The following is a 23119-nucleotide window of genomic DNA, read 5'->3' as shown; positions in this document are numbered from 1 at the left end:
CTGCTCAGGCTCCCGCATCCAGCTCTCGCCCGAGTTGGCTGATCAGGTAGGTGACCGAATCGGCATTGGCCAGAATCGTGTCGATTCGTTTGTCTGGATTGCTCATGAACATGTCCCGTGCATCATTCAGGGTTCGGCAGCCGGTGATGCCGAGGACTTTATCTTTTTGCGGCGTGGTCGCCCGACTGCTGCCGAAATCCTCCCATTCTTCGCTGAACTCATCCCAGGTTTTGAACAACAGCGTGGCGGGCGTCAGCGTGGACAGCGCGGTATCACGCAAGTCGGCCAGGTCGGTCTGCATCAGCCTGGCACCTTGGATCTTCACATTAATCAGGTCGTGAAACGGGCGCATGCTGTCCAGGTAGGCCAGGTCCTCAGTCAAGGATTTGATGTGCGATATCTCGTGAATCAGCACCGTTGCCCGTGCGTGGGCCGAGATGTTGAACGGCGTGGTCAGGCGGTTTTGATAGTTATCCAGTGGGGGGTCGAAAAAGCGGTCGAGCAAATAGATTTTCTGCTCCTGGTCATCGGGCAGCACAAAGGCAAAGGTGTTGCGCGGGCTGTAGCGATGGGTGCCGCTGACAAACCGCATCGAATCGGGGCTGATGAGGGTATGGTTCGTCAACTCATCGAGTATCTCGTCGACCCGTCGCTCGACTCGCTGCACCTGCTCGGGCGTCAGCGTGACGATGCCGAACAGTTCGCTGAAGAACCGCCCGAGCCGGCTATTGGGGGCCAAATGTGTCGCGAAGTGCAGCAGGTTGCGTTTGCAGTTGACCGAATAGTACGTCGCGACATTGAGCGCTTCATCAATGCACTGGGCCTTCCAGTTGGATAGCGTGGCAATCTCTCGTATGCCCACCGCTTCGATATTGATGGCATCGCGCTCGGCTGCACGGGTGGTGAGTTTGCCGGCGTAGCGGCTTAACGTTTTGCCGTAGCGCGGGTAATGCCGGTCGAGGTCCAGTGTCCACACCCCCTGGGTGTTGCACTGCACATAGGGGCCCGGTAGCTCGTCCTTGATCAACCGCCAGTGTTTGCCGGCTTGTTTTATCGGATAAACCTTGCCCGACAAGGGGATGAACTGCCGCGTGCCGGCCTGATCCCTGTAAAGGCCGGTAGGCTTGCCTGGGGTGAGGTCCGCCAGCGCAATATCGTGGTCTTCGAATACTTGCAGGTGTGTCCGTGCGGGTGCGGTCAGGTCCAGGTCTGCCAGGGTATCCGCAGCAGGCGCGGGGGCTTGCAACCACTGCTCAACGGGGGGCGGCTCCGTGACTGGCGCGTCCTGGGGCAAGAGCTTGTCCAGCGCCTTGCGCAGCGCGGCCAATTCGGCCACTCCGCCGGCAAAGGCCTTGAGCGCGCGTTGCCAGCGGTGCTGTTGCAGGTCTTCTGCGGAGGCCAGGAACAGTTTGTAGCTGCGCCACACCACTAGCGGGTAAGCAAGTTTACCGGCCATGAACTGCAAACCCTTGGGAATCTCCCGGGTCAACAGGCTGGTGATCCCGTCCCATTTGACCTTGCCCGACTCAGAGAACTGGCAGGCGAGCATCTGCAGCAGCAACTCAATATTGTCCTTGAACAGGCGCTTGAGCAGGTTGCCGACAATCGGGTTGGCACCCACACGGATTTCCGAAAGCCCATGACGCCAGTTCTGGCTGAGCAAATTGCGGTAAGTGGCTTGTTGCGATTCTTCCAACTGGCTGACCACCCACTCTTGCAGCGCCCCGGGGGTGGTGAATTCGCTGATGAACGCCGCTTCATTTGCGTATTCCTTCAACAGGTGGCTGGGGCTATAGGGCGCATACAGGATCAACGGGCCCGTCGCGCCGCCCTTCGGGCCGATCAGGTAGCAGCCCAGAGCCTTGACCAGCGCCGCCCCCGGCGTGGCGATCAGTTCGAGCGGGCGAACCATCGCCGTGACGCCGCATACGCTGTTGCGCGCCAGGGCATCGGGCATATCAAAGACTTGCTGGATAAAGCTCCAGGCTGATGCCGACAGGCGCTCCTGAAGTGTTTGTTCATGGGCGTATTGCAGCAATTGCCACGGCAGTTGCCGACAAAACAATCGACGACGGCGACGGGTGTCTTCGGTCTGGCCCTTGAGCAGGGTGGTCAGTTGTGTCTGGTAGAGACTTTTCAAGTCCAGTTGGCGCACCAGTTGCACCACGGTGCTGCCATCGAGTGCTGCTGGCAAGGGCGTGTCTGTACGCGATCGCGGCCGGATATCGTCAGCGTTCAGTTCAGGCAAGTGCCGCAGGGCGAAGTCGGTCAGGGTCTGGGTGTGGTTTTGCAGGTCGATACGGCCAGGTATCAATATGGCGTCGGGGTTGACCACTTGCCCGGGAAACCGCGCATTGAGCAAGGTAGATAAGCTACTCAGCACCTGTTCGCGCATGGGTGTGAGGCCGTGCAGGTAATCCTGCTCATCCGTTACGCTGGCGCGGTATTGCTCAAGCAGTTCGGCATGCAGGATTTGTTCATGTGGCCGCGCCATCCCCAGCCAGACCGGCAGTGCCTGTTGATGGATCATGGCACGTGCAATGGCCATCGCCCTGGGCAGGTTGGTCGGTGTGGCCTGGCGGATAAAACTGTCCATGAAGTCCTGAAAGCGTTGAGCGTTCAATTTCATCGACAGTACATGGTCGATCTTGTCGCGCATGAAGTCGCTGTAAGTCTGTTGGCGATTGTGCAGCAGATGCTCGTCGATACGTTGCAGGGGGCCGAGCCGATAGGACTGGTGGGGTATGCGCTTGGAGGGCCTCAGGTTCTCGATCAGCGGTAACCGTGCGGTGGGGCTCAGCAAGCGTTGTTCCAGCACTTCGCGCAAGACGTTGAACGACGCAAAGGCCTCATAGCCGGCACGCGGCGTCCACAGCATTGCCAGCCCTGAATGGTCGGGGTCGGTGCCACCACGCTCGGTCAGTACAAAACAGTTGGTCAGCGCCTCGGGTACGGCGTCAGCCCCGAGGTTGAGGGTCAAGCCAAACGCGTCAGGGATAAACCCGTTGAGGCCACGCCGGGTGAGTCGGGTCATGTTTTCGGCGTGAAGGGCGCTGTCCAGCAGGTCGAGGCAGGCGACCGGCAGGCTCTTTTGTAATCGCCTCAGTTGTGCTTCACCGCTGAGCCCCAGCAACATGCCATGGCTCAGGTGCGCGCGGTTATGTTCCAGGAGTAGATGCGGCAGCGTCCGCAGGTCATGTTCTGCAAAGGTGGTCAGGACCTGCTCGATCACCGCATTGAAGCTGTTCGTGGTCAGGTTGTGCAGTTGGTTGGCGACGCCTGAGCGGCGCTTGCCGTAAAACCAGGTCAGGGGCGAGTCGGTCAAGGCCTCGGCTTGCTTGGCCAGGCGCGCAATAAAGTGCTCCACCATGCTTGTCGACGCCAGGGGCAATCGCTCTTCGCGCTCGCTGGCTGGCGTGGCGTAGCGGTTGATGTAGACGTTGTCGGCTTTGAGGCTCAACTGTCTTTTGCCCAGCTCGACGTTCAATGCTCGGCCCACCAACTCGCGCAGGGTCGGGTGTTTGCTGCGCTCCATCGCCATCGCCGCCTCGACCGTTTCCAGCGTCTTCAGCTGTGCCTTGGCCTTTTCGGCATGGACGGTAGAGGGGCGGCCGTTGCCGCTGGTGATGGGATGGACGGACCAGCGCCCGCCGGCGTCCAGCGCCTGCAAACGGCTGTCGAGCATGGTGCGCACGTCCAGGGCATTGTCGAGCAGCGCGGCCAGGTCGATCTCACCTGCGCTACGCCGATAGAGCCCCAGCGCATATTCCAGGTTGTCGAACTGTTTGGCGAGAATGTCTTCGACCATCTCCTGGAACGCATCGCCCGCAACCGGCTTGCCGGTCACTTCTATCTGATCACTGCCAATGAACACGCTACGCTCGTCCAAGGAGAGGAAATTGAGCAACTCATCTTCATGCCCTGCGGTTTTGAGCAGGGTCAACAGGATGTCCTTCAGATCATCGATGTCCTTGAGCACCTGCAAGCCGCGTGATTGCGTGTAGAGGTACGCGTGGGCATTGCTGATCATCAAGGTGCCCCCAAGATGGACATAGTGCTGAAAGGGCGCATGGATGCGCACCCTCTCGACGTTCAGGTGGTGGGTATAGGCCGCGCGCGCGGTCTTGTCTGCCAGGAACAGCGCGCGCAGTTGCTCGCTTTCTTCGCTGCTCAGGATCATGTCCTGATGCTTGAACAGCAGGTCTGCGCGACATTTGTCACTCATGACGCGGGCGCAAAACCGTTGGCGCGACTGGTCCGCGTTGACCTCTTGGTTCCAGTACGACTGGAGCAGGCTGTTCAATAGCTTGGAAAGAATGCCGCTGGTTTGCTCGACCACGCTGTTCCATCGCTGCTGGTCCTCGGCCAGTTGCTGCTGGCTGAAGGCTGTGGTGTTTCGGCCGATGTTGAAGAACGAATGAGTCTGGTCGGTTGGCCAGGCATGCCTGACATAAAACCGCAGCAACGCATCACGCAAGGGAAGCGAGTCGACCCAGCGGGCCTCTTCGCCCGTGGCCGGGCGGCTGAAGAAGTTCACGCGAGTGTCGGCCGGGTTCAACCCAGGGAAATAGGAGCGGGCCATGATGCCGAGCAAGGTGTCGAGCATGTCGTTCAGACCGGGGAGCTTGCGCAGTTCATCGAGCATCGCCCGTACATTTTTTTGCTGGTTAGCCAGGATGATCCTCCGTTGGTCGGCCATCACGGCGTCCGCAATCGTGGCGGTGGTCAGCGTCAGGCGCACGTTTATCGGCAACGCGTCCCGTTCGGCAATGGACAGAAACTGGAGCAACTCGCTGCGCCTGCTCGGTTGCGTCAAGCGTTCCTGCACCTCGCCAAGCAGGCCGGCACGGCTGTCGAACAGTTCCAGGCCACCGTAGGGGGTATAGAGCACGGCTTTGTTGTCGTCCGGCGTCGGGCTCATCATGAACGCGCCCGCCAGTGGGATGGCGGGTTGACCGCCGGGGTTGATCAACAACCGTTCTACGTGCATGGGGTTGCTTTGCACCGCGGGGTCCTGGCGGGCTGCGTCGGTGGCGTAGTACAGCGTGTGCAACCATTCAAGGTCCTTGACCGTGAACCCCAGGGCACGCTCCCGTGGTGTCGGCTCCTTGCGTTTTACGGGAAGCAGGAACTCGTCGAAGAAGTAGGGCGGGATGACCGTCGACATAGGGCACTCTCCATCAGATAGACGTTTACGAGCGCCCACGTTAAGGATTGCGCGGGAGTGCAGGGGGGTAGATAACTCGCGATCAAACCGCCGCAGATGTCAAGCGCCCGTTGACAGCAGCCACCTGAGGCGTTGTTTAATCGGGGGTCTGGATTCTTGTTGTCTCTTCCAATTATAAAATCGGAGCTACAGATGTCTGCCCAGTCCCCGATAGTTGACAACGCTACAGCGCTCATCGGTTTCAACGACCTCGTGGGTTTGTTGCACGCGGTATTCGTGAAGCACGGCACTTCGCCGGACGTCGCCGCGATCCTGGCGCACAACTGCGCCGGCGCCGAACGCGACGGTGCCCATAGCCACGGGATCTTCCGTATTCCCGGTTACCTCAGCACCCTGGCCAGCGGCTGGGTCGACGGCAAGGCCGTGCCGGTCGTCACTGACGTGGCGTCCGGCTTTGTGCGGGTCGACGCCGGCAACGGGTTTGCCCAGCCAGCGTTGCAGGCCGCCCGTTCGCTGCTGGTGGCCAAGGCGCGCAGTGCCGGCATTGCGCTGCTGGCGATCCACAACTCCCATCACTTCGCCGCCCTGTGGCCCGATGTCGAACCGTTCGCCGAAGAAGGCCTGGTGGCGCTGAGCGTGGTCAACAGCATGACTTGCGTGGTGCCCCATGGGGCCGACCGGCCGTTGTTCGGTACCAACCCCATCGCGTTCGCCGCACCGCGTGCCGACGGCGCACCTATCGTCTTCGACCTGGCCACCAGCGCCATTGCCCATGGCGATGTGCAGATTGCCGCGCGCAAGGGTGAGCGCTTGCCGCCGGGCATGGGGGTCGACAGCCTCGGCCAGCCCACCACCGACCCCAAGGCTGTGTTGGAAGGTGGCGCGTTGTTGCCCTTTGGCGGGCACAAGGGCTCGGCGTTGTCGATGATGGTCGAGTTGCTGGCAGCGGCCTTGACCGGCGGTAACTTCTCCTTTGAGTTCAACTGGGCCGACCATCCGGGAGCGCGCACACCCTGGACCGGGCAATTGCTGATCCTGATCGACCCAAGCAAAACCGCCGGGCAGAACTTTGCCGAGCGCAGCCAGGAACTGGTGCGGCAGATGCATGCGGCGGGGCTGCGGCGGTTGCCGGGGGATCGACGTCATCGCACGCGGGCGAAGTCGTTGGAGGAGGGCGTGATGGTGGATCTGGAAGCGCTGAACCAGCTGCGGGACTGGGCTACGTAGAGGCTGTCTATCCCGCTCCGCGCAATTCCGTAGCAGCTGCCGAGCGCAAGCGAGGCTGCGTCGGCCGCGCCCCGAGCTTGAATCGGCAGTGCGCCTGACGCAGCCTCGCTTGCGCTCGGCAGCTGCTCCGCACGCATAGCGCTATACGGACGATGTCAGTTACGGCGACCCAACAACAGGCCAACCACCAGGCCGAAGCCTGCGGAGATCGCGACGGTCTGCCATGGATGGCCACCGATGTAGGTCTCGGTGGCATCGACTACTGGCTTGCTACGCTCGCGCACGTTGGATACCGAATCCAGTGCCTGCTTGAGTTTGATGGCGACCTGTTCGCGCAGGGTTTCGCCTTCTTCGCCCACCAGGGCAGCGCTGCTTTTGAGCAGCTTGTCCGATTCTTCGATCAGGGCCGTCAGTTCACTGAATGCTTGATCCTTGATTTGATCTTCAACAGCTTGGGCGGCAGTTTTGCGGGCCATGGGTGTGACTCCTTGCAAGTGAATGTGACAGTGAACAATGGAGTGCCGGGCGGTGGCAAAAGTTGCAGTTTTTTTGCCGGGTCGGCACTGGCGAACGAAATCCGAATCCGGAAAAATCGACCTACAGTGTAAGATGTCGTCTATTTGTGCAGCAGGAATTTCAACATGAGCTTCAATCTCGCCAACAAGACCCTCGCCGAACGCGCCGAGCTGGAAGATGAAAAGTCCCGCCTCTATGACCTGTGGCAGACCAACCTGGGCAAGGCCAAGGGCGAAGCCGCGCGGTTGTTCGGTGAGCGCGCCAAGCGCAAGGGCAGGTGGTCCGAATGGGTCCGCGCCGAACTGGACGGCATGTCGCCACCGGAGTTTTCCAACATGGTGCGCAGTGAAGTCAACAAACTGATGGCGGCGGCGAAGTAAAGCCGGCGGCAATCGCTTCGCGTACTTTAAGCAACATCGGATCAAGCTGGGCCTGGGTGCGCCAACCCAGTTCCACCGGGTATCGCGGCAGTGCCAACGGGCAGGGCAGGACCCGCAGGCCGGTCATCTCGGCGATGGCCTGCGCCGCATGCCCGGGAATGGTCGCTACCGCCTGGCTGCCCTTGAGCAGAAACGGCAGTGCGGCAAAATGACTGGTCGAGGCGCACACCTGGCGGCTCAGGCCCTGCGCTGCCAGCCCTTCGTCGGTGATGCCGATGAACCCGCCTGACGACACCAACACATGCTCGCGGGTGACAAATTCATCCAGGCTGAGGCTTTCCTGGCCTGGCGCCAGGCTGCGTGGGTCCACGACGCAGCGATAATCCCCCTCTCCCAGTACCTGCCGACTCAATCGGCTTTGCGCAAAGCCGCCCGCGGTAATTGCCAGGTCCAGGGTGCGGTCGAGCAGGGCGCCGGCGACGATCTGACTGTGGGTCTGGCGAAAGATCACCCGCAGCTTCGGCAAGCGCTGTGCGATGGTGTCCATCAACCGGCGGCCATAGGCAATTTCGAAGTCGTCGGACAGGCCCACCACCACCGAGCGGCCTTGATAATTCGGGTTGTCCGGATTGACCATCGCCAGGCTTTGCCGACAGCGCTCCAGCGCCTCACTGATCACCGGTTTCAATTGGTTGGCCCGCAGCGTCGGCGCCAGGCCACGGCCGGTGCGCACAAACAATTGGTCGCCATAGACGTCGCGCAGACGTCGCAGGCCTGCACTGATGGCCGACTGCGTGACACCCAGGCGCAATGCCGCGCGGCTGGCGCTGGACTCATCGTGCAGGGCTTCGAAGGTTTTCAGCAGGTTCAGGTCGACCTGGGCGATATTCATCTGGCTCATATCATTCAGCACTGAGGTGGGCTTTATTCATGATCGAGCCTGGCGAGAGAATGGGCAACCCCCTTATCTGGAGTGATCGTGATGCCCGTTTCTACTGTGGCGGCCCTGCAAATCGGTTCCCTGCCTGGCGGCAAGGCCGAGACCCTGGCGCAAATCCTCGCCTATGAAGACGAGATCCTGCGCAGCGGCGCGCAATTGGTGGTGATGCCCGAAGCGTTGCTCGGCGGCTATCCCAAGGGTGAAGGGTTTGGCACCCAATTGGGCTATCGCCTGCCCGAAGGCCGCGAAGCCTTTGCCCGCTACTTTGCCAACGCTATCGATGTGCCAGGCGCCGAGACCGAGGCTCTGGCCGGCCTGTCGGCACGTACCGGCGCCAGCCTGGTGCTGGGTGTGATCGAGCGCAGTGGCAGCAGTTTGTATTGCACCGTGCTGTATGTCGAACCCACGGGCGGCCTGGTGGCCAAGCACCGCAAACTGATGCCCACCGGCACCGAACGGCTGATCTGGGGCAAGGGCGACGGCTCGACCTTGCCGGTGATCGACGCGGCGGCAGGGCGTATCGGCGGTGCGGTGTGCTGGGAAAACATGATGCCGCTGCTGCGCACCGCGATGTACGCCAAGGGCGTCGAGGTGTGGTGCGCGCCAACGGTGGATGAGCGCGAGATGTGGCAGGTGAGCATGCGCCATGTGGCGCATGAAGGGCGCTGCTTTGTGGTCAGTGCGTGCCAGGTGCAGGCCTCGCCCCAGGCACTGGGCATCGAGGTCGCCAACTGGCCTGCAGAGCGCCCGTTGATCGCCGGCGGCAGCGTGATTGTCGGCCCGATGGGCGACATCCTGGCCGGGCCACTGGTGGGGGAGGTCGGGCTGCTGACGGCGCAGATCGACACCGATGACCTGGTGCGAGCGCGGTACGACTATGACGTGGTGGGGCATTACGCCCGCCCGGATGTGTTCGAGCTGGTGGTGGATGAGCGGGCCAAGCCAGGCGTGCGCTATATCACCGACTGAAACCCGGTCGAAATGTGGGAGGGGGCAAGCCCTAACGCCGTTCAGTTAATCCCTGTAGGAGCGAGCTTGCTCGCGAAAAACGCTCAGGCAACGCGTTCATTCTCGATAAACGCGGTGGCCCTGAGTGCTTCGCGAGCAAGCTCGCTCCTACAAAAAGCCAACTGAACGGCATTCTGGCAAGCCCCTTCCACCTTTGGCTCTCTCAGCCTTTGGGCGATTGGGTTTCCAGCCATTCCTCGCGGGTCATTTCCCAGACAGGATCAGGCGTTCGGTAAAGAGTGTCGGTTGCATGGTGTCATTACCAGGTCGCGGTATTCGGCAAGTCCAGCGTGCCACGGTCTACAAAGCGCATCGTGCCGAACAGCCCGCCCGCCAGTTTGCCCCGCAGCACGTAGGGCAGGTTGTTCAAGCTCTGGGTCTGGCTCAGGCCTAAGGTCTGGCGCAGCACGGAAAACGCCGAAACGCTGACCGGCACCATCAGCACGGTTTCGGAAAAACGCGGGATGCTGCCGCGCTGGTCACTCACCCCCGACGCCAGCGGCCGACCATTGACCTCCAGGTCGAGGGCCACGCCGTTGTAGTCGATCGCCGTTTCATTGGGGTTCTGCACCCGCAGTTTCACGGCGAAGCGCACTTCCAGGTCCTGGCTTTGCAGCGGCTCGATGCCCACCACATTGATATTCACCGGGTCGCGGTTGGGGAACAGCGCACAGGCGCTCAAGCTCAGCAGTAGCAGCGATAGAACCATGAGCTTGCGCATGCAAAGGGTGCTCCTATTACGTGACGTCCGGGTCCTGCATCACTTTGAGGGTAGAGGACTCCGGATCAAATTCATCTTCCTGCAGCTCTATGAACGCTTCCGGCAGGAAAATGTTCAGCAGGATTGCACAGAACGCGCCCACAGTGATCGGCGACTCGAAGATGTTGTGCAGCGCCTTGGGCAGGTCGCGCAACACTTCCGGCACGGCGGCCACGCCCAGGCCCATGCCCAGGGAGATCGCCACGATCAGCACATTGCGGCGGTGCAGCCCGGCTTCGGCGAGGATCTTGATGCCGGCCACCGCCACGGTGCCGAACATGATCAGGGTCGCGCCGCCCAGCACCGGCTTGGGCATCAGTTGCAGCACCGCGCCGATCATCGGGAACAGCCCCAGCAGCACCAGCAAACCCGCGATGAAGTACGCCACGTAGCGGCTGGCCACGCCGGTCAACTGGATCACGCCGTTGTTCTGGGCGAACGTCACCATTGGCAGGCTGTTGAAGGTCGCCGCCATCGCCGAGTTGAGGCCGTCGGCCAATAGGCCCGACTTGATGCGCTTGATGTACAGCGGGCCCTTGACCGGCTGTTGGGAAATCATCGAGTTGGCCGTCAGGTCACCGGCTGCTTCCAACGGCGAAATCAGGAAGATCACCGCCACCGGGATAAACGCCACCCAGTCGAACGAGAAACCGTACTTGAAGGGCACCGGCACGCTGATCAGTGGCACGTGGGGCAGGGCGGCCAGGTCGACACGGCCCATCCACCACGCGACCACAAAGCCCAAGGTCAGGCCGATCACGATGGAGCCCAGGCGCAGGAACGGGTTGTTGAAGCGGTTGAGCACCACGATGGTCACTAGCACCAGTGCTGCCAGGCCCATATTGCTCGCGGCGCCCAGGTCGCTGGCGCCAAAACCGCCAGCCATGTCGGTGACGGCCACCTTGATCAGCGACAGCCCCATCAAGGTGATGATGGTGCCGGTCACCACCGGGGTGATCAGCTTGCGCAGCTTGCCGATGAACTGGCTGAGCACCACTTCGATAAACGCCGCGAAAAAGCAGATGCCAAAGATCGTCGAGAGGATCTCATCGGTGCCGCCGCCCCGGGCCTTGACCATGAACCCCGCGCTGAGAATCACGCTGATAAACGAGAAACTGGTGCCTTGCAGGCACAGTAGCCCCGACCCAATGGGGCCGAACGTGCGCGCCTGGACGAAGGTGCCGAGCCCCGACACAAACAGCGCCATGCTCACCAGATAGGGCACTTCGCTTTCCAGACCGAGCACACCACCGACGATCAGCGTCGGGGTGATGATGCCGACAAAACTGGCCAGCACATGCTGCAACGCGGCAAATATCGCCGCACTGAAATGCGGGCGATCCTCCAGGCCGTAGATCAGGTCGGATTTATAGCGGGGGCGGGGGGCTTGAGCGTCAGACAAAATGAGGGCTCGGGTCAGAAAATGGAGGCGCAGGATGCCAGAAACGGCCCAGCGTCAGAAGTGTAAAAAAATATTTATAAAGACCCTGCATAAAACCCCGATTCCTGCCGATACTGCTTATAGGCCCATCTATCAAAAACAACAGTGATGGCCGGTGTCAGGCAGTGCGTTGACGCTGGCTGATCGTTTCGTGGCATGGACGCGCGCCGCCACTCTATATTTCGAGATCGCCCTTATGTCGCTCCGTCACCTGAATATCGCCCCTCGCGCTTCCCTCGGTTTCGCCTTCATCGCCCTGTTAGTGGTGGTGTTGGGCGGGTTTGCGGCCAACCGCATGACGTTGATCCGCCAGGCCTCGGTGGACATGAGCAGCAACCAGCTGCCCAGCGTGACGTACCTGGCCCAGATGACGGAGAACGTCCTGCGCATGCGTATCCTGTCATTTCGGGTGCTGGTCAACCGCGAGCCGGCCGGCCTGCAGGAAGCCGAAACCCGCATCGGCGTGCTGGTCGACAAGGTCAAGACGGCCCAGGCCGGCTACGCGGCATTACCCGCCGGTACGGAGGAAGCGGCGTTGTACAAGACGTTTGTCAGCACCCTGGATAACTACTTCAAGGCCCAGGCGGACATGCTGGCGCTGTCCAAGCAAGGCGACGTCGAGCAGATGCGCACCCTGATCAATACCCGGATCAAGGAAGGCACCGACCAGATGGGCGAGCAGTTGAACAAGCTGATTGCGATCAATGCCGCCAACGCCAAGCAAGCCAGCGACGCGGCAGGGCACAGTTACACCAGTGCCATCACCGGGATTATCGTGGTCTCGGTCAGCGCTGCACTGCTCACGGTGCTGCTGGCCTGGCTGCTGACCCGCAGCATTGTCACGCCGTTGCGCAAAGCCGTTCAGGTGGCTGAAACCATCGCCGGTGGCAACCTGACCAGCGTCGTTGAAGATAATGGCAACGATGAACCCGCGCGCCTGATCAACGCCCTGTCGACCATGCAAACCAACCTGCGCCAGACCATCCAGCACATTGCCGGTTCGGCCACGCAACTGGCCTCGGCGGCGACAGAGTTGAGCGCCGTGACCGAGGAAGCGTCCCGGGGCCTGCAGCAACAGAACAATGAAATCGATCAGGCCGCCACGGCGGTCAACGAGATGACCGCGGCGGTGGAGGAAGTGGCGCGCAATGCGGTGTCCACCTCCGAGGCCTCCAACCAGTCCAACCAGGCCGCGCGGTCAGGTCGCGACCGGGTGATGGAAACCGTCGGCGCGATCCAGACCATGACCCAGGACGTCCAAAACACTGCCGCGATGATCGAAGGCCTGGCCACCCAGGGCCGTGACATCGGCAAGGTGCTGGACGTGATCCGCGCGATTGCCGAACAGACCAACCTGCTGGCGCTCAACGCCGCCATCGAAGCGGCCCGCGCCGGTGAAGCCGGCCGCGGCTTTGCGGTGGTAGCGGATGAGGTGCGGGCGCTGGCCCATCGCACGGCGCAGTCGACCCAGGAAATCGAGAAGATGGTCGCCGGCATCCAGAACGGTACCGGTGAAGCGGTGCAGTCGATGCAACAGAGCAACCAGCGCACCCAGGACACCCTGGAAATGGCCCGCGCCGCCGGCGTGGCCCTGGAGCAGATCACCCAGTCCATCAGCCTGATCAACGAACGCAACCTGGTGATCGCCAGCGCGTCGGAAGAACAGGCCCAGGTCTCCCGCGAAGTGGACCGCAACCTGGTCAACATCCGCGACCTGGCCACCCAGTCGGCGGCGGGGGCCAACCAGACCAGTGCCGCCAGCCACGAGCTGTCGCGCCTGGCGGTGGATTTGAATGGGATGGTGGCGAGGTTCGTTATCTAAGTATTTGGAATACTGGCAAAAATGTGGGAGGGGGCAAGTCGAATCGTCGCACCGCCCCTCCCACATGTGTTTATTGTTTCCAAGCCCCTGGGTTGACCAGGTTCTTCGGTTTTTCACCCGCCAACGCCTGCAACAGATTGTCCACCGCACACGTGGCCATCGCCTCCCGCGTCTCATGGGTCGCCGAGCCGATATGCGGCGTCGCCACCACGTTATTCAGACGCAGCAACGGTGAGCCGTGATCAAGCGGTTCCTTTTCGAACACATCCAACCCCGCCGCCCGAATCGTACGTTGCTGCAAGGCCTCCACCAGCGCGGCCTCGTCCACCACCTTGCCCCGCGAGATATTGATAAAGATCGTCTCCGGGCCCATCCGCGCAAATTGTTCGGCGCCGATCAGCTTTTCGGTTTCAGCCGTGAGCGGCAGGGTCAGGCAGACAAAATCGGCCTGTTGCAGCAAATCGTTAAGGCTGCGGTACTGCGCGCCAAAGCGCTGTTCCACCGCCGGCTTGGGCGAATGGCTGTGGTAGATCACTGGCATGCCAAAACCGAAATGCCCGCGCTGGGCCAAGGCTTCGCCGATGCGGCCCATGCCGATGATGCCCAGGGTCTTGCCATGCACGTCGCTGCCGAAGTGTGAGGGGCCGATATTCTTGTTCCACTGGCCGGCGCGCACCATGTCGGCCAGCTCCACCACACGCCGGGCGGTGGCCAGGATCAGCGCGAAGCCGGTATCGGCGGTGGTTTCAGTGAGCACGTCCGGGGTGTTGCTGAGCAGGATGCCGCGCCGGGTCAGGTAGTCGATATCGTAGTTGTCGACCCCCACGGACACGCTGGCCACGGCCTCCAGTTGCGGTGCGAGATCCAGCAACCCGGCATCCAGGCGCAGGCTGGCACCGAGCAGGCCGTGGGCGTTGGGCAGTGCATCGCGCAGCTTGGCCAGGCCAGTCTCGTCCAGTGCGTCTATCAGGGTGACGTCGCACTGTTCATGCAGGCGCGCCATTAACGGTGCGGAGAGCTTCTTGTACAGAACCACAGACTTTTTCATGGGGTTTTCACCTTCAATTCGAGGGTCGAGATGGGCGCGCGTTCACGGTCACTGGCGCCGGGCTTGAGGAAAATCGTCAGCACCACCGACAGCATCAGCGCGCCGCTCATCAGCAGGTACGAGGCGCCGGGCGAGCCGGTGCTGCTATTGAGGTAGCCCACCAGGTAGGAGCCGCCGAACGAGCCGAGGGCGCCCATGCTGTTGATCAGCGCCATGGCGCCACCGGCGACGTTGGCGGGGAGGATTTCCGGGACGATGGCAAAAAACGGTCCGTACGGCGCATACATGCAGGCTCCGGCAATGACCAGCAGGGTGTAGGACCACCAGAAATGTTCGGCGCCCAGGGCGTAGGAGGCATAGAACGCGATGGAGGCAACCAGCAGTGGCGGCCATACGAAGCGTTTGCGCTTTTGCAGTTTGTCCGAGCCCCACGACACCGCCAGCATGGCGATCACGGCAGCGAGATAGGGCAGGGCCGAGAGCCAGCCGGCTTCGACCATGTCCATCTGCAGGCCTTTCTTGAGGATCGACGGCAGCCACAAGACGAAGCCGTACACGCCGATGCTCCAGCAGAAAAACTGCAGCGCCAGGATGATCACCTTGGGCGAACGGAACGCTTCGGCGTAATTCTTCACCGCCTTGATACCGACCTGTTCGGCGGCCAGCGCGCTTTCCAGGTCTTTTTTGTGCTGTTCGCTCAGCCACTTGGCATCTGCGGGTTTTTCATCCGCCAGTTTCCACCAGATAAACGCCCACAGCACCGCCGGCAGGCCTTCGATGATAAACATCCAGCGCCAGCTGAAATGCTGCACCAGGTAGCCGGACACCACCGACATCCACAGCATGGTCACCGGATTGCCGAGGATCAGGAAGGTGTTGGCCCGCGAGCGCTCGGCACGGGTGAACCAGTGACACAGGTACACCAGCATGGCCGGCATCACGGCGGCCTCGACCACGCCGAGCATGAAGCGAATGACGATCAGCATGTAGGCGTTGGACACCACGCCGGTCAGGGTGGCCAACCCGCCCCAGAGGATCAGGCTGACGAAAATCAGCTTCTTGACGCTGCGCTTCTGCGCGTAGATCGCACCCGGCACCTGGAAGAAGAAGTAGCCAAGGAAAAACAGTGCACCCAGCAATGACGACATACCGGGGGTGATCATCAGGTCCTCGGCCATCCCGGAGGCGGCGGCAAAGCCGTAGTTGGCGCGGTCCAGATACGCCAGGCTATAGGTGATAAAGACGATGGGCATGATGTACCACCAACGGCGGGTAGCGAGTTTCACGGTGTCCATAAGGTTGCTCCTGAGCTTGTTGTAGTTGTGGCAACAGGGTGTGGGTCAAGCGACGGATCGGGTGGGTAATTCGGAGCGGGTGGGCAAGCCTTCCATATCGCCGCGGCTTTGCACGGCGCGGCTGCCGATCCAGTTACCCCGTTGTACCGCCTCGGGGAAGCTGAGGTTTTCCAGCAGGGCGCTGATCATGCCCACCGCAAACCCATCGCCGGCGCCGACGGTGTCCACCACCTTGTCCACGCGCACGGCGGCGACAAAGCCCTGGTCGAGCTGGGTGCGGAAGTAGGCGCCGTCCGGGCCGAGCTTGATCGCCACGGCTTCGGCGCCTTGGTCGAGGTAGAAGGCGGCGATATCCGCCGGGTCGTCGAAACCGGTGAGCAGACGGCCTTCGCCCAGGCCCGGCAGGACCCAGTCGGCGAGACCGGCGAGGGCGTTGATTTCGCGGATCATCTGTTCCTGGCTGGTCCACAGCGACGGACGCAGGTTTGGGTCGAACGACACGCTGCCACCGGCTTTGCGCATCTGTGTCATCAACTCGCGGGACAGCTCGCGGGTGGCCTCGGACAAGGCCGGCGGAATGCCGGTGGCATGCAGATGGCGGGCCTGCAACAGCGCCGGGCTGATGGCCGCAGTGGACAAATGGCTGGCGGCCGAGCCCTTGCGGAAATACTCCACCTGCGGGTCATCGCCGGCTTCTTCGCGGGACTTGAGTTGAAAGCCGGTGGGGTGCGCCGGGTCGACCGCCACGTGCCGGCAATCCAGGCCTTCTTTTTTCAGCGTGTCGACCACAAAACGCCCGAGGGAATCATTGCCCACCCGGCTCAGCCAGGCGACGTTGAAGCCCAGGCGCGACAGGCCGATGGCGACATTGCTGTCGGCGCCGGCAATGCGTTTGTGAAACTGTGCCACCTGGGCCAGGTCGCCGGTCTGCTCGGCGACAAACATCGCCATGGTTTCGCCAAACGAGAGGATATCGATCTCAGACATGGGCATTCTCCCCACGGGGTTGGCCAAGGAGGGCGAGGGCTGCGACCTGTTGCGCGGTGACGTCGACCAGGTCATCGCCCTGCAACGGGAATTCCACCGCCCGTGTAATGCCTTGAGTCATGTGCGTGAGCAGTTGTTCCCACAGATGCAGGTCGGTGGCGCCGGGCGGCAGCGCCACCAGCTTGCCGTCCGCGCGACGGGCCACGGCCTTGCAGTGCAGATAGTCGACGTGCCGGCCGAGCAGGCGCGCGGCGGTCAGGGCGGACTGGTCCTGCCACTGCCAGTTGCCGATATCGAAGGTCATCTTCACCGGCAGGCCCAGGCGTTCGACCTCGGTGAAGAAGCGCTGCATCGGCTCAATGCGCCCGCCGTGCAGGGTCTGGTCGTTTTCCACCAAGAGCTTGACCGGATGGCGGGCGAGCAGGGCGTGCAGGCTTTCCAGGTCGTTGGTGTCGGTGAAGTAGCCGAGGGAGACTTTCAGCCAGCGCGCACCAAAGGCCTGGGCGCGGTCCAGGGTTGCGTTGAGGTCGGCATTCGGCTGGGCGCGGCCGGCGATCCACAATTCCAGAGGCGATGAGAACACAGACTCCAGGCCTTGCTCGGCGGCAGCCTGGGCCAGTTGTGCAGGTTGCTCGCTGGTCAGCAGTTCTTCGCGCCACTCGATGCGCCGGGCACCGGCGGCGGCCAGCAATTCGACAAAACTCAATTGGCCTTGCTGGCGGACCAGGTCGGCGCCGTAGCTGGAAAGGCTGATGGAGACGGGGTATTTGTGCATTGTTGTTTACCTCTGAAACCGGTTTCATTTTTTGCGTTAAATATCTAATCGACTCTGCCGTAGCAGCTGCCGAGCCTTGGCGAGGCTGCGTTTGCGGTGTGTCAGGTACGCCGCCGACGCAGCCTCGCCAAGGCTCGGCAGCTGCTACGTGCAGGGGCGCTGGGTTGAGCCTCGGATGATCAACTGGGGCAAAAAGTCCAGGGTTCGGGTCGGTTCGGTGTCACCGCGCAAGCGCTTGAGCAGGCAGTCGAACGCACTGGCGCCAATCGCTTCGGTGGGTTGGGCGAGGGCGGTGATGCCGTTGCCCACCAGCGGGTACCAGTCCAGGTCATCCAGGGCGATCAGCCCTACGTCGTCGAACAGCTTGCAGTCCAGCGCCTTGAGCGCACGGGTGCAGGCCAGTGTGGCGACGCCGTTGGCACAGAACACCGCCTTGGGCCCGGGTTTGGCGAGAAAGGCTTGCAGGCGTTGTTCCAGCCCGTCATCGAGCGCCAGCACCGCGCCGGTCAGCGCCGGGCGCCGGGCGATTTCGCTCTTGAAGCTGTCCAGGCGCTCCTGCCGTGAACTGGTGCCATCGCAGGCTTCGCTCACCAGCAATACATCGCGGTAACCCTGCTGTTCCAGGTGTTCCACCGCCATGCGCACCGCCGCCGGGTTATCGAGCCCCACCAAGTCGCTGTGCAGCGGCTCGACCTTGCGGTCTACCAGCACCAGGGGCATTTCCCGCTGCAGTTCCAGCAATTGGTCGAGGTGATGGCCGAGGGTGTTCACGATCAGCCCTTCGATGTTGTACGAGCGCAGCGCCGCCAAATGCTGGCGCTCCTGCTCGTCATCGCGGTCGGTGTTGCACACCACCAGGCTGTAGCCATGCCGGCGGCAGGCGGTTTCGACGCCGTGCATCACGGCAATGGAGTAGGGGTTGCGGATATCGGCCACCAGCATGCCGATCAGGCGCGTGCGGCCACGTTTCAGCCCGCGGGCCATCTGGTTGGGGCGGTAGCCGAGCTGTTCGATGGCGTGTTCGATGCGCAGGGCGATGGCATCGGAGAGCAGGGCGCGGTCGTCGCCGATAAAGCGCGACACACTGGCCTTGGAGACGCCGGCGTGTTGGGCGACGTCGAGCATGGTGACGCGGGTGCGCTGGGCGGCGGAAAAAGGAGTCACGGTCGCAGGCCTTTCTTATTGGATGAGTCGGTTTCAGCCGTGGCTTGGCAGGCTGAAACCGGTTTCAGAAGACATCAACTCGCTCATTTCGTCAAGCGTCTCATGCCCTCGGCATCGCTTGATATCCGACAAGTGGCGATACCCACCTGTTAGTTCTGACAGTATTCGACGCCAGGCATTGAGCGTTTAATGAATACCAGACGCGCCGTGGCGGTGTGCGACATGGGTATGACGGGAGGCTCCGATGAGTGCTGATAAAACCCCCGAAAGTAGGCGGCTGTATAACGGCATTTTGCGCTTGGCCGATATTCGGGTGCCCATTCTGGACGATGTTGTCCCACCGATCGTGGAGGGGTATATCCCTCACCAATATCTCGACAGCGACCTGGAAGTGGTGATCCCGGAACTGTGGGAGGATGCTGCGCAAGCCGGTGAGTTCAATATTGTCGAAATCGTTTGGTCGCGCAGTGGCGGTGAGGGTGTCCCGCCGTTCCGGGAGCGGTGGGATGGCCCGATTACCAAGGCATTCCCTTTTTCGATCAGTGTGCCGCGAGACTATCTGGAGAACGACGGCACAGTCCGCTTGGCTTATCGGATCACTGATGAAACCGGTCTGCCGACTACGTCGGAGTTCCGGACCCTGGTGCTTGATCGGAGCCCACCCAACAATAACGTTACCCCGCCGTCCCCGGCTTTTCCGGTGGGGTTGATTGATGAAGGCTATCTGGCCACGCATCCAACCGTTGACCTGGTAGTGCCGCCCTACAACGGTCGTCGATCCTGGGACAGGATCTATTACTGGATTACGGACCAAAACCCGCCACCGGACGCTGCGCCGAGTGACTATGTAGAGTTTCCCTTCGAAGACACGCCCCTTGTCCTCCCTGTGCCTGGGGATTTGTTTCGCCTGTACCCCAACGGTACTCAGTACGTTCATATCCGGCTTCAGGACCGCTCCAGCAACCGCGGCCCCAGGTCTGAGCAGTCGCCTGTGGAAGTCCAGTTGTCGGCGGTTCCGTCTGATCTGAAGCCCCTTGTCATTCCTGCGATGGCGAGCGGCCTGATCAATCGGCATGACGCTCGGATCGGCGTAGTCGCCAAGGTGCAATACGACAATTGGCAAGCCGGTGACCGGGTCACAGTCCGATGGGGGAAAACCGTGCTTACCCGCCAGTCCGTCCCCGAGTTGCCTTTCGATGTCGTCATCCCGTGGCCCAGGTTGATAGAGGATGGCCTGGGACTCGCAGAAGGCGTGGCCACTTACACCATTACCCGGTCCGGTAGCGACACGCCCACCCCGCCCAGCCCGCCGGCATTGATCCGCTGGGACTTCAGAGTCGCCGGGCAGGACCATCTCGATGCCCCCGCACTGCTCAACCTTAACCTGCCCAGGGTGACGGTATGGGGTGAAGGCTCCATGACTGAAAACCACATTGATATTCGTGATGAGGGCAAGCGCGTGTATGCCAGTGTCCCGTTGTATCACCAGCCGCGCAACGGCGAAGTATTGGAATTGTATTGGGGGGACTTTCCCAGCATGGATAACCCGATTGCGCACTATGTCGTCGATACCGATAAGGGTGATGCCGAGGGCGTGCGCGTGGAGTTCAGTGATATTCCGTGGGAAGTTATTGTCGGTGCCGGCAATGAGGAAAAGATGCAGGTGTACTACACGACGTTTAATGGCGTTAATGAACAGCTTTCCAACTTTACTGAAGTCAATGTCGATGTAGTGCCTCCCCTGGTCTTTCAGCGTGTCGAGTACCCCAGCGCCAATAACAACATGTTTATTAACTGTGGCTCCAGCCCGGCGATGTGGGATCACATTCCCATTCGGATTCTTCCTGAGGGCGCCTTCAGGAAAGACGATGATCTTGTGGTGACATGGCAGGGCTATGAAGAGTTCGGAGGCGGTGGCAAGGCCATAACATTGACTGCGGACACCCTGACGCACCGCTTGACGGAGCAGCAGGCCCAAGAGGGATATACGTTCAAGCAATCCAACTATGAAGAAAAAATCAAACCGATCAGGTCACCGCACCCCAACAGTCCGGGGAGTTCGGTGGGCGTCACGTATACCTTGTGGCGCAAGAAAAGAATCATAGGCTCGTCAAGGGAACGCTACGCGAAGATTGACCAGAAGTACTCGGGAGGGAGTTACTGCGGTCCGGACGGAGAGGATTCGGCGGGCAAGTAGTGTAGGGCACTTTAAAGTGATGGCTGATATGAATTGCGGCGTTTGGTGGTGGCGATGAAGCAGCTGTGCGACTTGATGAGTGTCATGTGAGGCAATGGTTTATCCGGCTGTAAGAGTGACTTCAAGTGCAAAAGGAGAATACAGATGACAACGTTAAGTAAAAAGCAGAAGGCTGCCATTCAATCGCGCGAGGTTAATAAAGAACTCTTGTCCCGGCGTAGAGCAGGGGGCTTGGCGCTGCCTCTGCCTACCTTTGACTCTCTGAATGAAAACGGGTTGATTTTGGAGATCGATGCGAGAAAACCGCTTCCTGTTACGTTTGATATTTCAGAGTTGGCGGAGGAAGAAGATCTTGATCCGGCAACCACCCGACTCGATATACATATGCGCGGCAAAGGCTCCACGAATTGGGGGGCGGCGATGTATAGCGTGCAATTCCAAACCCCCACATTCCCTGATCGCCAGCCTATTGACGAACCCTTTATCCGGGACATCCCTGTCTCCCGGCTGACGGAAGGGCAGCATGAGATCGGCTACATCCTTTATGAAGGCGCATCCCCCACGCCGCTGAGGGTGGGGGCGCCCTTGGAGGTCGACCGAACCGAGCCTCTACGCCCCAACTATCCGCCTGCGCCCAGTTTTCCGGGCTATTTGACAGATGAAATCACTGAGCAACATATTGAAGACAACCCGGACGGTCTGGTGTGCACCTTTCCGGATGCTCCGGGTGGTGCCGAGTTGGGCGTTAGCATCGCCGTGTATTTTTCTCCCGACTTCTCTTCACAATTGTCTGAGCCGATTGACACCTATCCCATAACCGCTGCGTTGAGTTTTACCGTGCCGTGGGCGTTGATTACCGGCAACCGCGCGGGACTCAACTACCTGTTTTACCAATTGATCGATCTCGCCGGCAACATCAGCAAAGACTCAGCCCCTGCGCGCGTTAAGTTGAATCTGACCGCTGAACCAGAGCCCTTGGAAGCGTATGTACCTTTGGCGCTTCTGCCTGATGATGGCCTGCTTGACTTGGAGGACCTTTATGAGCCGACCGGGGTTTACGTCGCTATTCGCGAATATGCCAACAATCTGCCGACGATCGATGTAATCGAACTGACGCTCGGTAGCCAGCCGCCACAGCGTTTCGCGGTTAATTTTTATTTGCCCTTTCCGTTAATGCTTCCCGTCAGCAGGGCGACACTTCTGGCCCATTACGGTACGAGCACAGGTGAACTGGATACCTCGATTGATTATTTTATCGACCGTAACGGCAGTCCATTCGATGCGCCTACCCATGACATCAAAATTGATTTTTCCGCGCCAGGTCCCACGCCGGGAACCGACCCGGAGAATTCGCTGCTCAATCCCGTGCTGGTCTACGGCTCTGATCCAGACGTGGAAAACGAGCTGACTGAAGATGACTTCGAGAATCAAGCTACGGTTGAAATCGTACTGTGGGACACGCCTATTCCGGCGCCAGGCACGGTGCTGAGGGGGTATTGGGGCAGTTTTGAATATGCGTTCGACGTTGTGCCGATCACCACCGAAGGACCGGGGGATACGGTTTCAATGAGCGTACCCTGGTCGATAATTCGTGCTGTCGGTAACGGTACAGTCAACGTCTTCTACACGCTGGAGTGGGCGACCAACGACAACATCCAGCGCTCTGCGCCACAGCCGGTGGTTGTCAATGCCAATAAGGTCGTACTGGAGCCGGCAACCTTTTCCAAGGCGACCGCATTCTGGTCGTGTACCGATCTCAATCGCACGACGTTTGCGGGCACTGTCAGGGTTCCCGGAAATATGACTTACTTCAGGGAGTTTATGGTGATCCGCTGTGAGGTGCGGGTGTTCAGCGATATCACCGGCGATAGCCAGCTGGGCGAGACCACGACGATCCACTCGCCGCCATTGACGCCAGACATGGTGGCCAACGGATTCACTATAACTGTCCCCTATGCTGTCATACGGCCAGCGGTCCGGAACTCGGCGGACTTTCACTACTTCGTTCCCATCCCCGGAGAGGGAGAGCAACCCTCCGTGAGAGCGTGGACCCGCACTCGGTTCACGGACTTGAATGGCGTGTTCTGCGAAAATCAACCCCCTACCACCCAAGAGGATGGCGTGGCCTAAAAAGTCTACGGGGGGTGTTTGCGCACCCCTCGGTTCCAATATCCCAGTGCACACGCTCATGGGGCAAGCATTCATTCATACAGATAGATTGGGATTAGTCCTACATATGCAGGTAATTCCAATCTGTAGTTTTGCGGCCTTGAGTGGCCTGGCTCCAACCCTCTGGAAATAGGCCGAACCGTTCCGTCGCGGAATGTCTGTTGAATGAGTGGTGTGTTGTGAATATCAATTCGTTTTTCAAGTTAAAACCGTTAGTTGCAAT

At 60.8% G+C, this 23119-nt stretch carries 16 protein-coding genes; 6 read left to right on the top strand and 10 right to left on the bottom strand.

Features of this window, described 5'->3' with window-relative positions:
• Positions 1–4: 4 nt before the first annotated feature.
• A complete protein-coding gene (locus BFP99_RS27100; protein WP_065948657.1) occupies positions 5–5167 on the bottom strand; it encodes a dermonecrotic toxin domain-containing protein in 5163 nt (1720 codons plus the stop codon).
• 192 nt (positions 5168–5359) lie between these two features.
• Here BFP99_RS27100 and BFP99_RS27095 point away from each other — a divergent pair, with 192 nt between their 5' ends.
• Complete coding sequence (locus tag BFP99_RS27095; protein WP_065927881.1) at positions 5360–6394, top strand: Ldh family oxidoreductase; 1035 nt, start codon at positions 5360–5362, stop codon at positions 6392–6394.
• Between the two features lie 155 nt (positions 6395–6549).
• On the opposite strand, the gene BFP99_RS27090 is transcribed toward BFP99_RS27095, so the two are convergent.
• Positions 6550–6870: a DUF883 family protein gene (locus BFP99_RS27090; RefSeq protein WP_032887039.1), complete on the bottom strand. Its 321-nt coding sequence runs from the start codon at positions 6868–6870 to the stop codon at positions 6550–6552.
• A gap of 165 nt (positions 6871–7035) precedes the next feature.
• Between BFP99_RS27090 and BFP99_RS27085 the strand changes: the two genes are divergently transcribed.
• Positions 7036–7290, top strand: a complete 255-nt coding sequence (locus BFP99_RS27085) for a hypothetical protein (RefSeq protein WP_065927880.1) — start codon at positions 7036–7038, stop codon at positions 7288–7290.
• Here BFP99_RS27085 and BFP99_RS27080 read toward each other — a convergent pair.
• Positions 7262–8182 carry a LysR family transcriptional regulator gene (locus BFP99_RS27080; RefSeq protein ID WP_065948656.1) on the bottom strand — a complete coding sequence of 307 codons (921 nt, stop codon included), beginning with the start codon at positions 8180–8182 and terminating at the stop codon, positions 7262–7264. The two genes, BFP99_RS27085 and BFP99_RS27080, sit on opposite strands and share 29 nt — an antisense overlap.
• A gap of 90 nt (positions 8183–8272) precedes the next feature.
• Here BFP99_RS27080 and BFP99_RS27075 point away from each other — a divergent pair, with 90 nt between their 5' ends.
• Entirely contained in the window at positions 8273–9199 is a 927-nt protein-coding gene (locus BFP99_RS27075) for a carbon-nitrogen hydrolase family protein (RefSeq protein ID WP_065927878.1), read from the top strand.
• A gap of 298 nt (positions 9200–9497) precedes the next feature.
• Here the strand turns inward: BFP99_RS27075 and BFP99_RS27070 are convergent, their stop codons facing one another.
• Positions 9498–9959: an LEA type 2 family protein gene (locus tag BFP99_RS27070; protein ID WP_065927877.1), complete on the bottom strand. Its 462-nt coding sequence runs from the start codon at positions 9957–9959 to the stop codon at positions 9498–9500.
• Positions 9960–9975: 16 nt separating this feature from the next.
• Positions 9976–11400 (bottom strand): nucleobase:cation symporter-2 family protein, encoded by a 1425-nt coding sequence (locus BFP99_RS27065; RefSeq protein ID WP_065948655.1) that lies wholly within the window; start codon positions 11398–11400, stop codon positions 9976–9978.
• A gap of 235 nt (positions 11401–11635) precedes the next feature.
• On the opposite strand from BFP99_RS27065, the gene BFP99_RS27060 reads away from it, so the two are divergent.
• Entirely contained in the window at positions 11636–13261 is a 1626-nt protein-coding gene (locus BFP99_RS27060) for a methyl-accepting chemotaxis protein (RefSeq protein WP_027606434.1), read from the top strand.
• A 70-nt stretch (positions 13262–13331) separates the two neighbouring features.
• Here BFP99_RS27060 and BFP99_RS27055 read toward each other — a convergent pair whose 3' ends face one another.
• From BFP99_RS27055 to BFP99_RS27035, 5 genes are all read right to left on the bottom strand, one after another.
• The gene (locus BFP99_RS27055) at positions 13332–14309 is read right to left on the bottom strand and encodes an NAD(P)-dependent oxidoreductase (protein WP_065948654.1); all 978 of its coding nucleotides are present in this window, start codon (positions 14307–14309) and stop codon (positions 13332–13334) included.
• The gene (locus BFP99_RS27050; protein WP_065927874.1) at positions 14306–15604 is read right to left on the bottom strand and encodes an MFS transporter; all 1299 of its coding nucleotides are present in this window, start codon (positions 15602–15604) and stop codon (positions 14306–14308) included. Before BFP99_RS27050 ends, BFP99_RS27055 begins: the two co-directional genes overlap by 4 nt.
• Positions 15605–15649: 45 nt before the next feature.
• The gene (locus tag BFP99_RS27045) at positions 15650–16591 is read right to left on the bottom strand and encodes a sugar kinase (protein ID WP_065927873.1); all 942 of its coding nucleotides are present in this window, start codon (positions 16589–16591) and stop codon (positions 15650–15652) included.
• Positions 16584–17366, bottom strand: a complete 783-nt coding sequence (locus tag BFP99_RS27040) for a sugar phosphate isomerase/epimerase family protein (RefSeq protein ID WP_065927872.1) — start codon at positions 17364–17366, stop codon at positions 16584–16586. Before BFP99_RS27040 ends, BFP99_RS27045 begins: the two co-directional genes overlap by 8 nt.
• A gap of 144 nt (positions 17367–17510) precedes the next feature.
• Entirely contained in the window at positions 17511–18530 is a 1020-nt protein-coding gene (locus BFP99_RS27035; RefSeq protein WP_065927871.1) for a LacI family DNA-binding transcriptional regulator, read from the bottom strand.
• Positions 18531–18774: 244 nt separating this feature from the next.
• Here BFP99_RS27035 and BFP99_RS27030 point away from each other — a divergent pair, with 244 nt between their 5' ends.
• Together BFP99_RS27030 and BFP99_RS27025 are read left to right on the top strand one after the other, a co-directional pair.
• Positions 18775–20727: a hypothetical protein gene (locus BFP99_RS27030; protein ID WP_065948653.1), complete on the top strand. Its 1953-nt coding sequence runs from the start codon at positions 18775–18777 to the stop codon at positions 20725–20727.
• A 144-nt stretch (positions 20728–20871) separates the two neighbouring features.
• Positions 20872–22857: a hypothetical protein gene (locus BFP99_RS27025; RefSeq protein ID WP_065948652.1), complete on the top strand. Its 1986-nt coding sequence runs from the start codon at positions 20872–20874 to the stop codon at positions 22855–22857.
• The last annotated feature ends 262 nt before the right edge of the window (positions 22858–23119 follow it).

It is taken from the genome of Pseudomonas sp. 1 R 17 (genome assembly GCF_900067035.1).
Classification (GTDB): Bacteria; Pseudomonadota; Gammaproteobacteria; order Pseudomonadales; family Pseudomonadaceae; genus Aquipseudomonas; species Aquipseudomonas marginalis.
The sequence above is the reverse complement of the archived record's forward strand: the minus strand, read 5'-3'. Positions and strand labels throughout refer to the sequence as shown.

Coding starts and splice junctions, on each gene's coding strand:
- BFP99_RS27100 (WP_065948657.1), bottom strand. CDS start 5,167: ATGTCGACGGTCATCCCGCCCTACTTCTTCGACGAGTTCCTGCTTCCC.
- BFP99_RS27095 (WP_065927881.1), top strand. CDS start 5,360: ATGTCTGCCCAGTCCCCGATAGTTGACAACGCTACAGCGCTCATCGGT.
- BFP99_RS27090 (WP_032887039.1), bottom strand. CDS start 6,870: ATGGCCCGCAAAACTGCCGCCCAAGCTGTTGAAGATCAAATCAAGGAT.
- BFP99_RS27085 (WP_065927880.1), top strand. CDS start 7,036: ATGAGCTTCAATCTCGCCAACAAGACCCTCGCCGAACGCGCCGAGCTG.
- BFP99_RS27080 (WP_065948656.1), bottom strand. CDS start 8,182: ATGAATATCGCCCAGGTCGACCTGAACCTGCTGAAAACCTTCGAAGCC.
- BFP99_RS27075 (WP_065927878.1), top strand. CDS start 8,273: ATGCCCGTTTCTACTGTGGCGGCCCTGCAAATCGGTTCCCTGCCTGGC.
- BFP99_RS27070 (WP_065927877.1), bottom strand. CDS start 9,959: ATGCGCAAGCTCATGGTTCTATCGCTGCTACTGCTGAGCTTGAGCGCC.
- BFP99_RS27060 (WP_027606434.1), top strand. CDS start 11,636: ATGTCGCTCCGTCACCTGAATATCGCCCCTCGCGCTTCCCTCGGTTTC.
- BFP99_RS27055 (WP_065948654.1), bottom strand. CDS start 14,309: ATGAAAAAGTCTGTGGTTCTGTACAAGAAGCTCTCCGCACCGTTAATG.
- BFP99_RS27050 (WP_065927874.1), bottom strand. CDS start 15,604: ATGGACACCGTGAAACTCGCTACCCGCCGTTGGTGGTACATCATGCCC.
- BFP99_RS27045 (WP_065927873.1), bottom strand. CDS start 16,591: ATGTCTGAGATCGATATCCTCTCGTTTGGCGAAACCATGGCGATGTTT.
- BFP99_RS27040 (WP_065927872.1), bottom strand. CDS start 17,366: ATGCACAAATACCCCGTCTCCATCAGCCTTTCCAGCTACGGCGCCGAC.
- BFP99_RS27030 (WP_065948653.1), top strand. CDS start 18,775: ATGAGTGCTGATAAAACCCCCGAAAGTAGGCGGCTGTATAACGGCATT.
- BFP99_RS27025 (WP_065948652.1), top strand. CDS start 20,872: ATGACAACGTTAAGTAAAAAGCAGAAGGCTGCCATTCAATCGCGCGAG.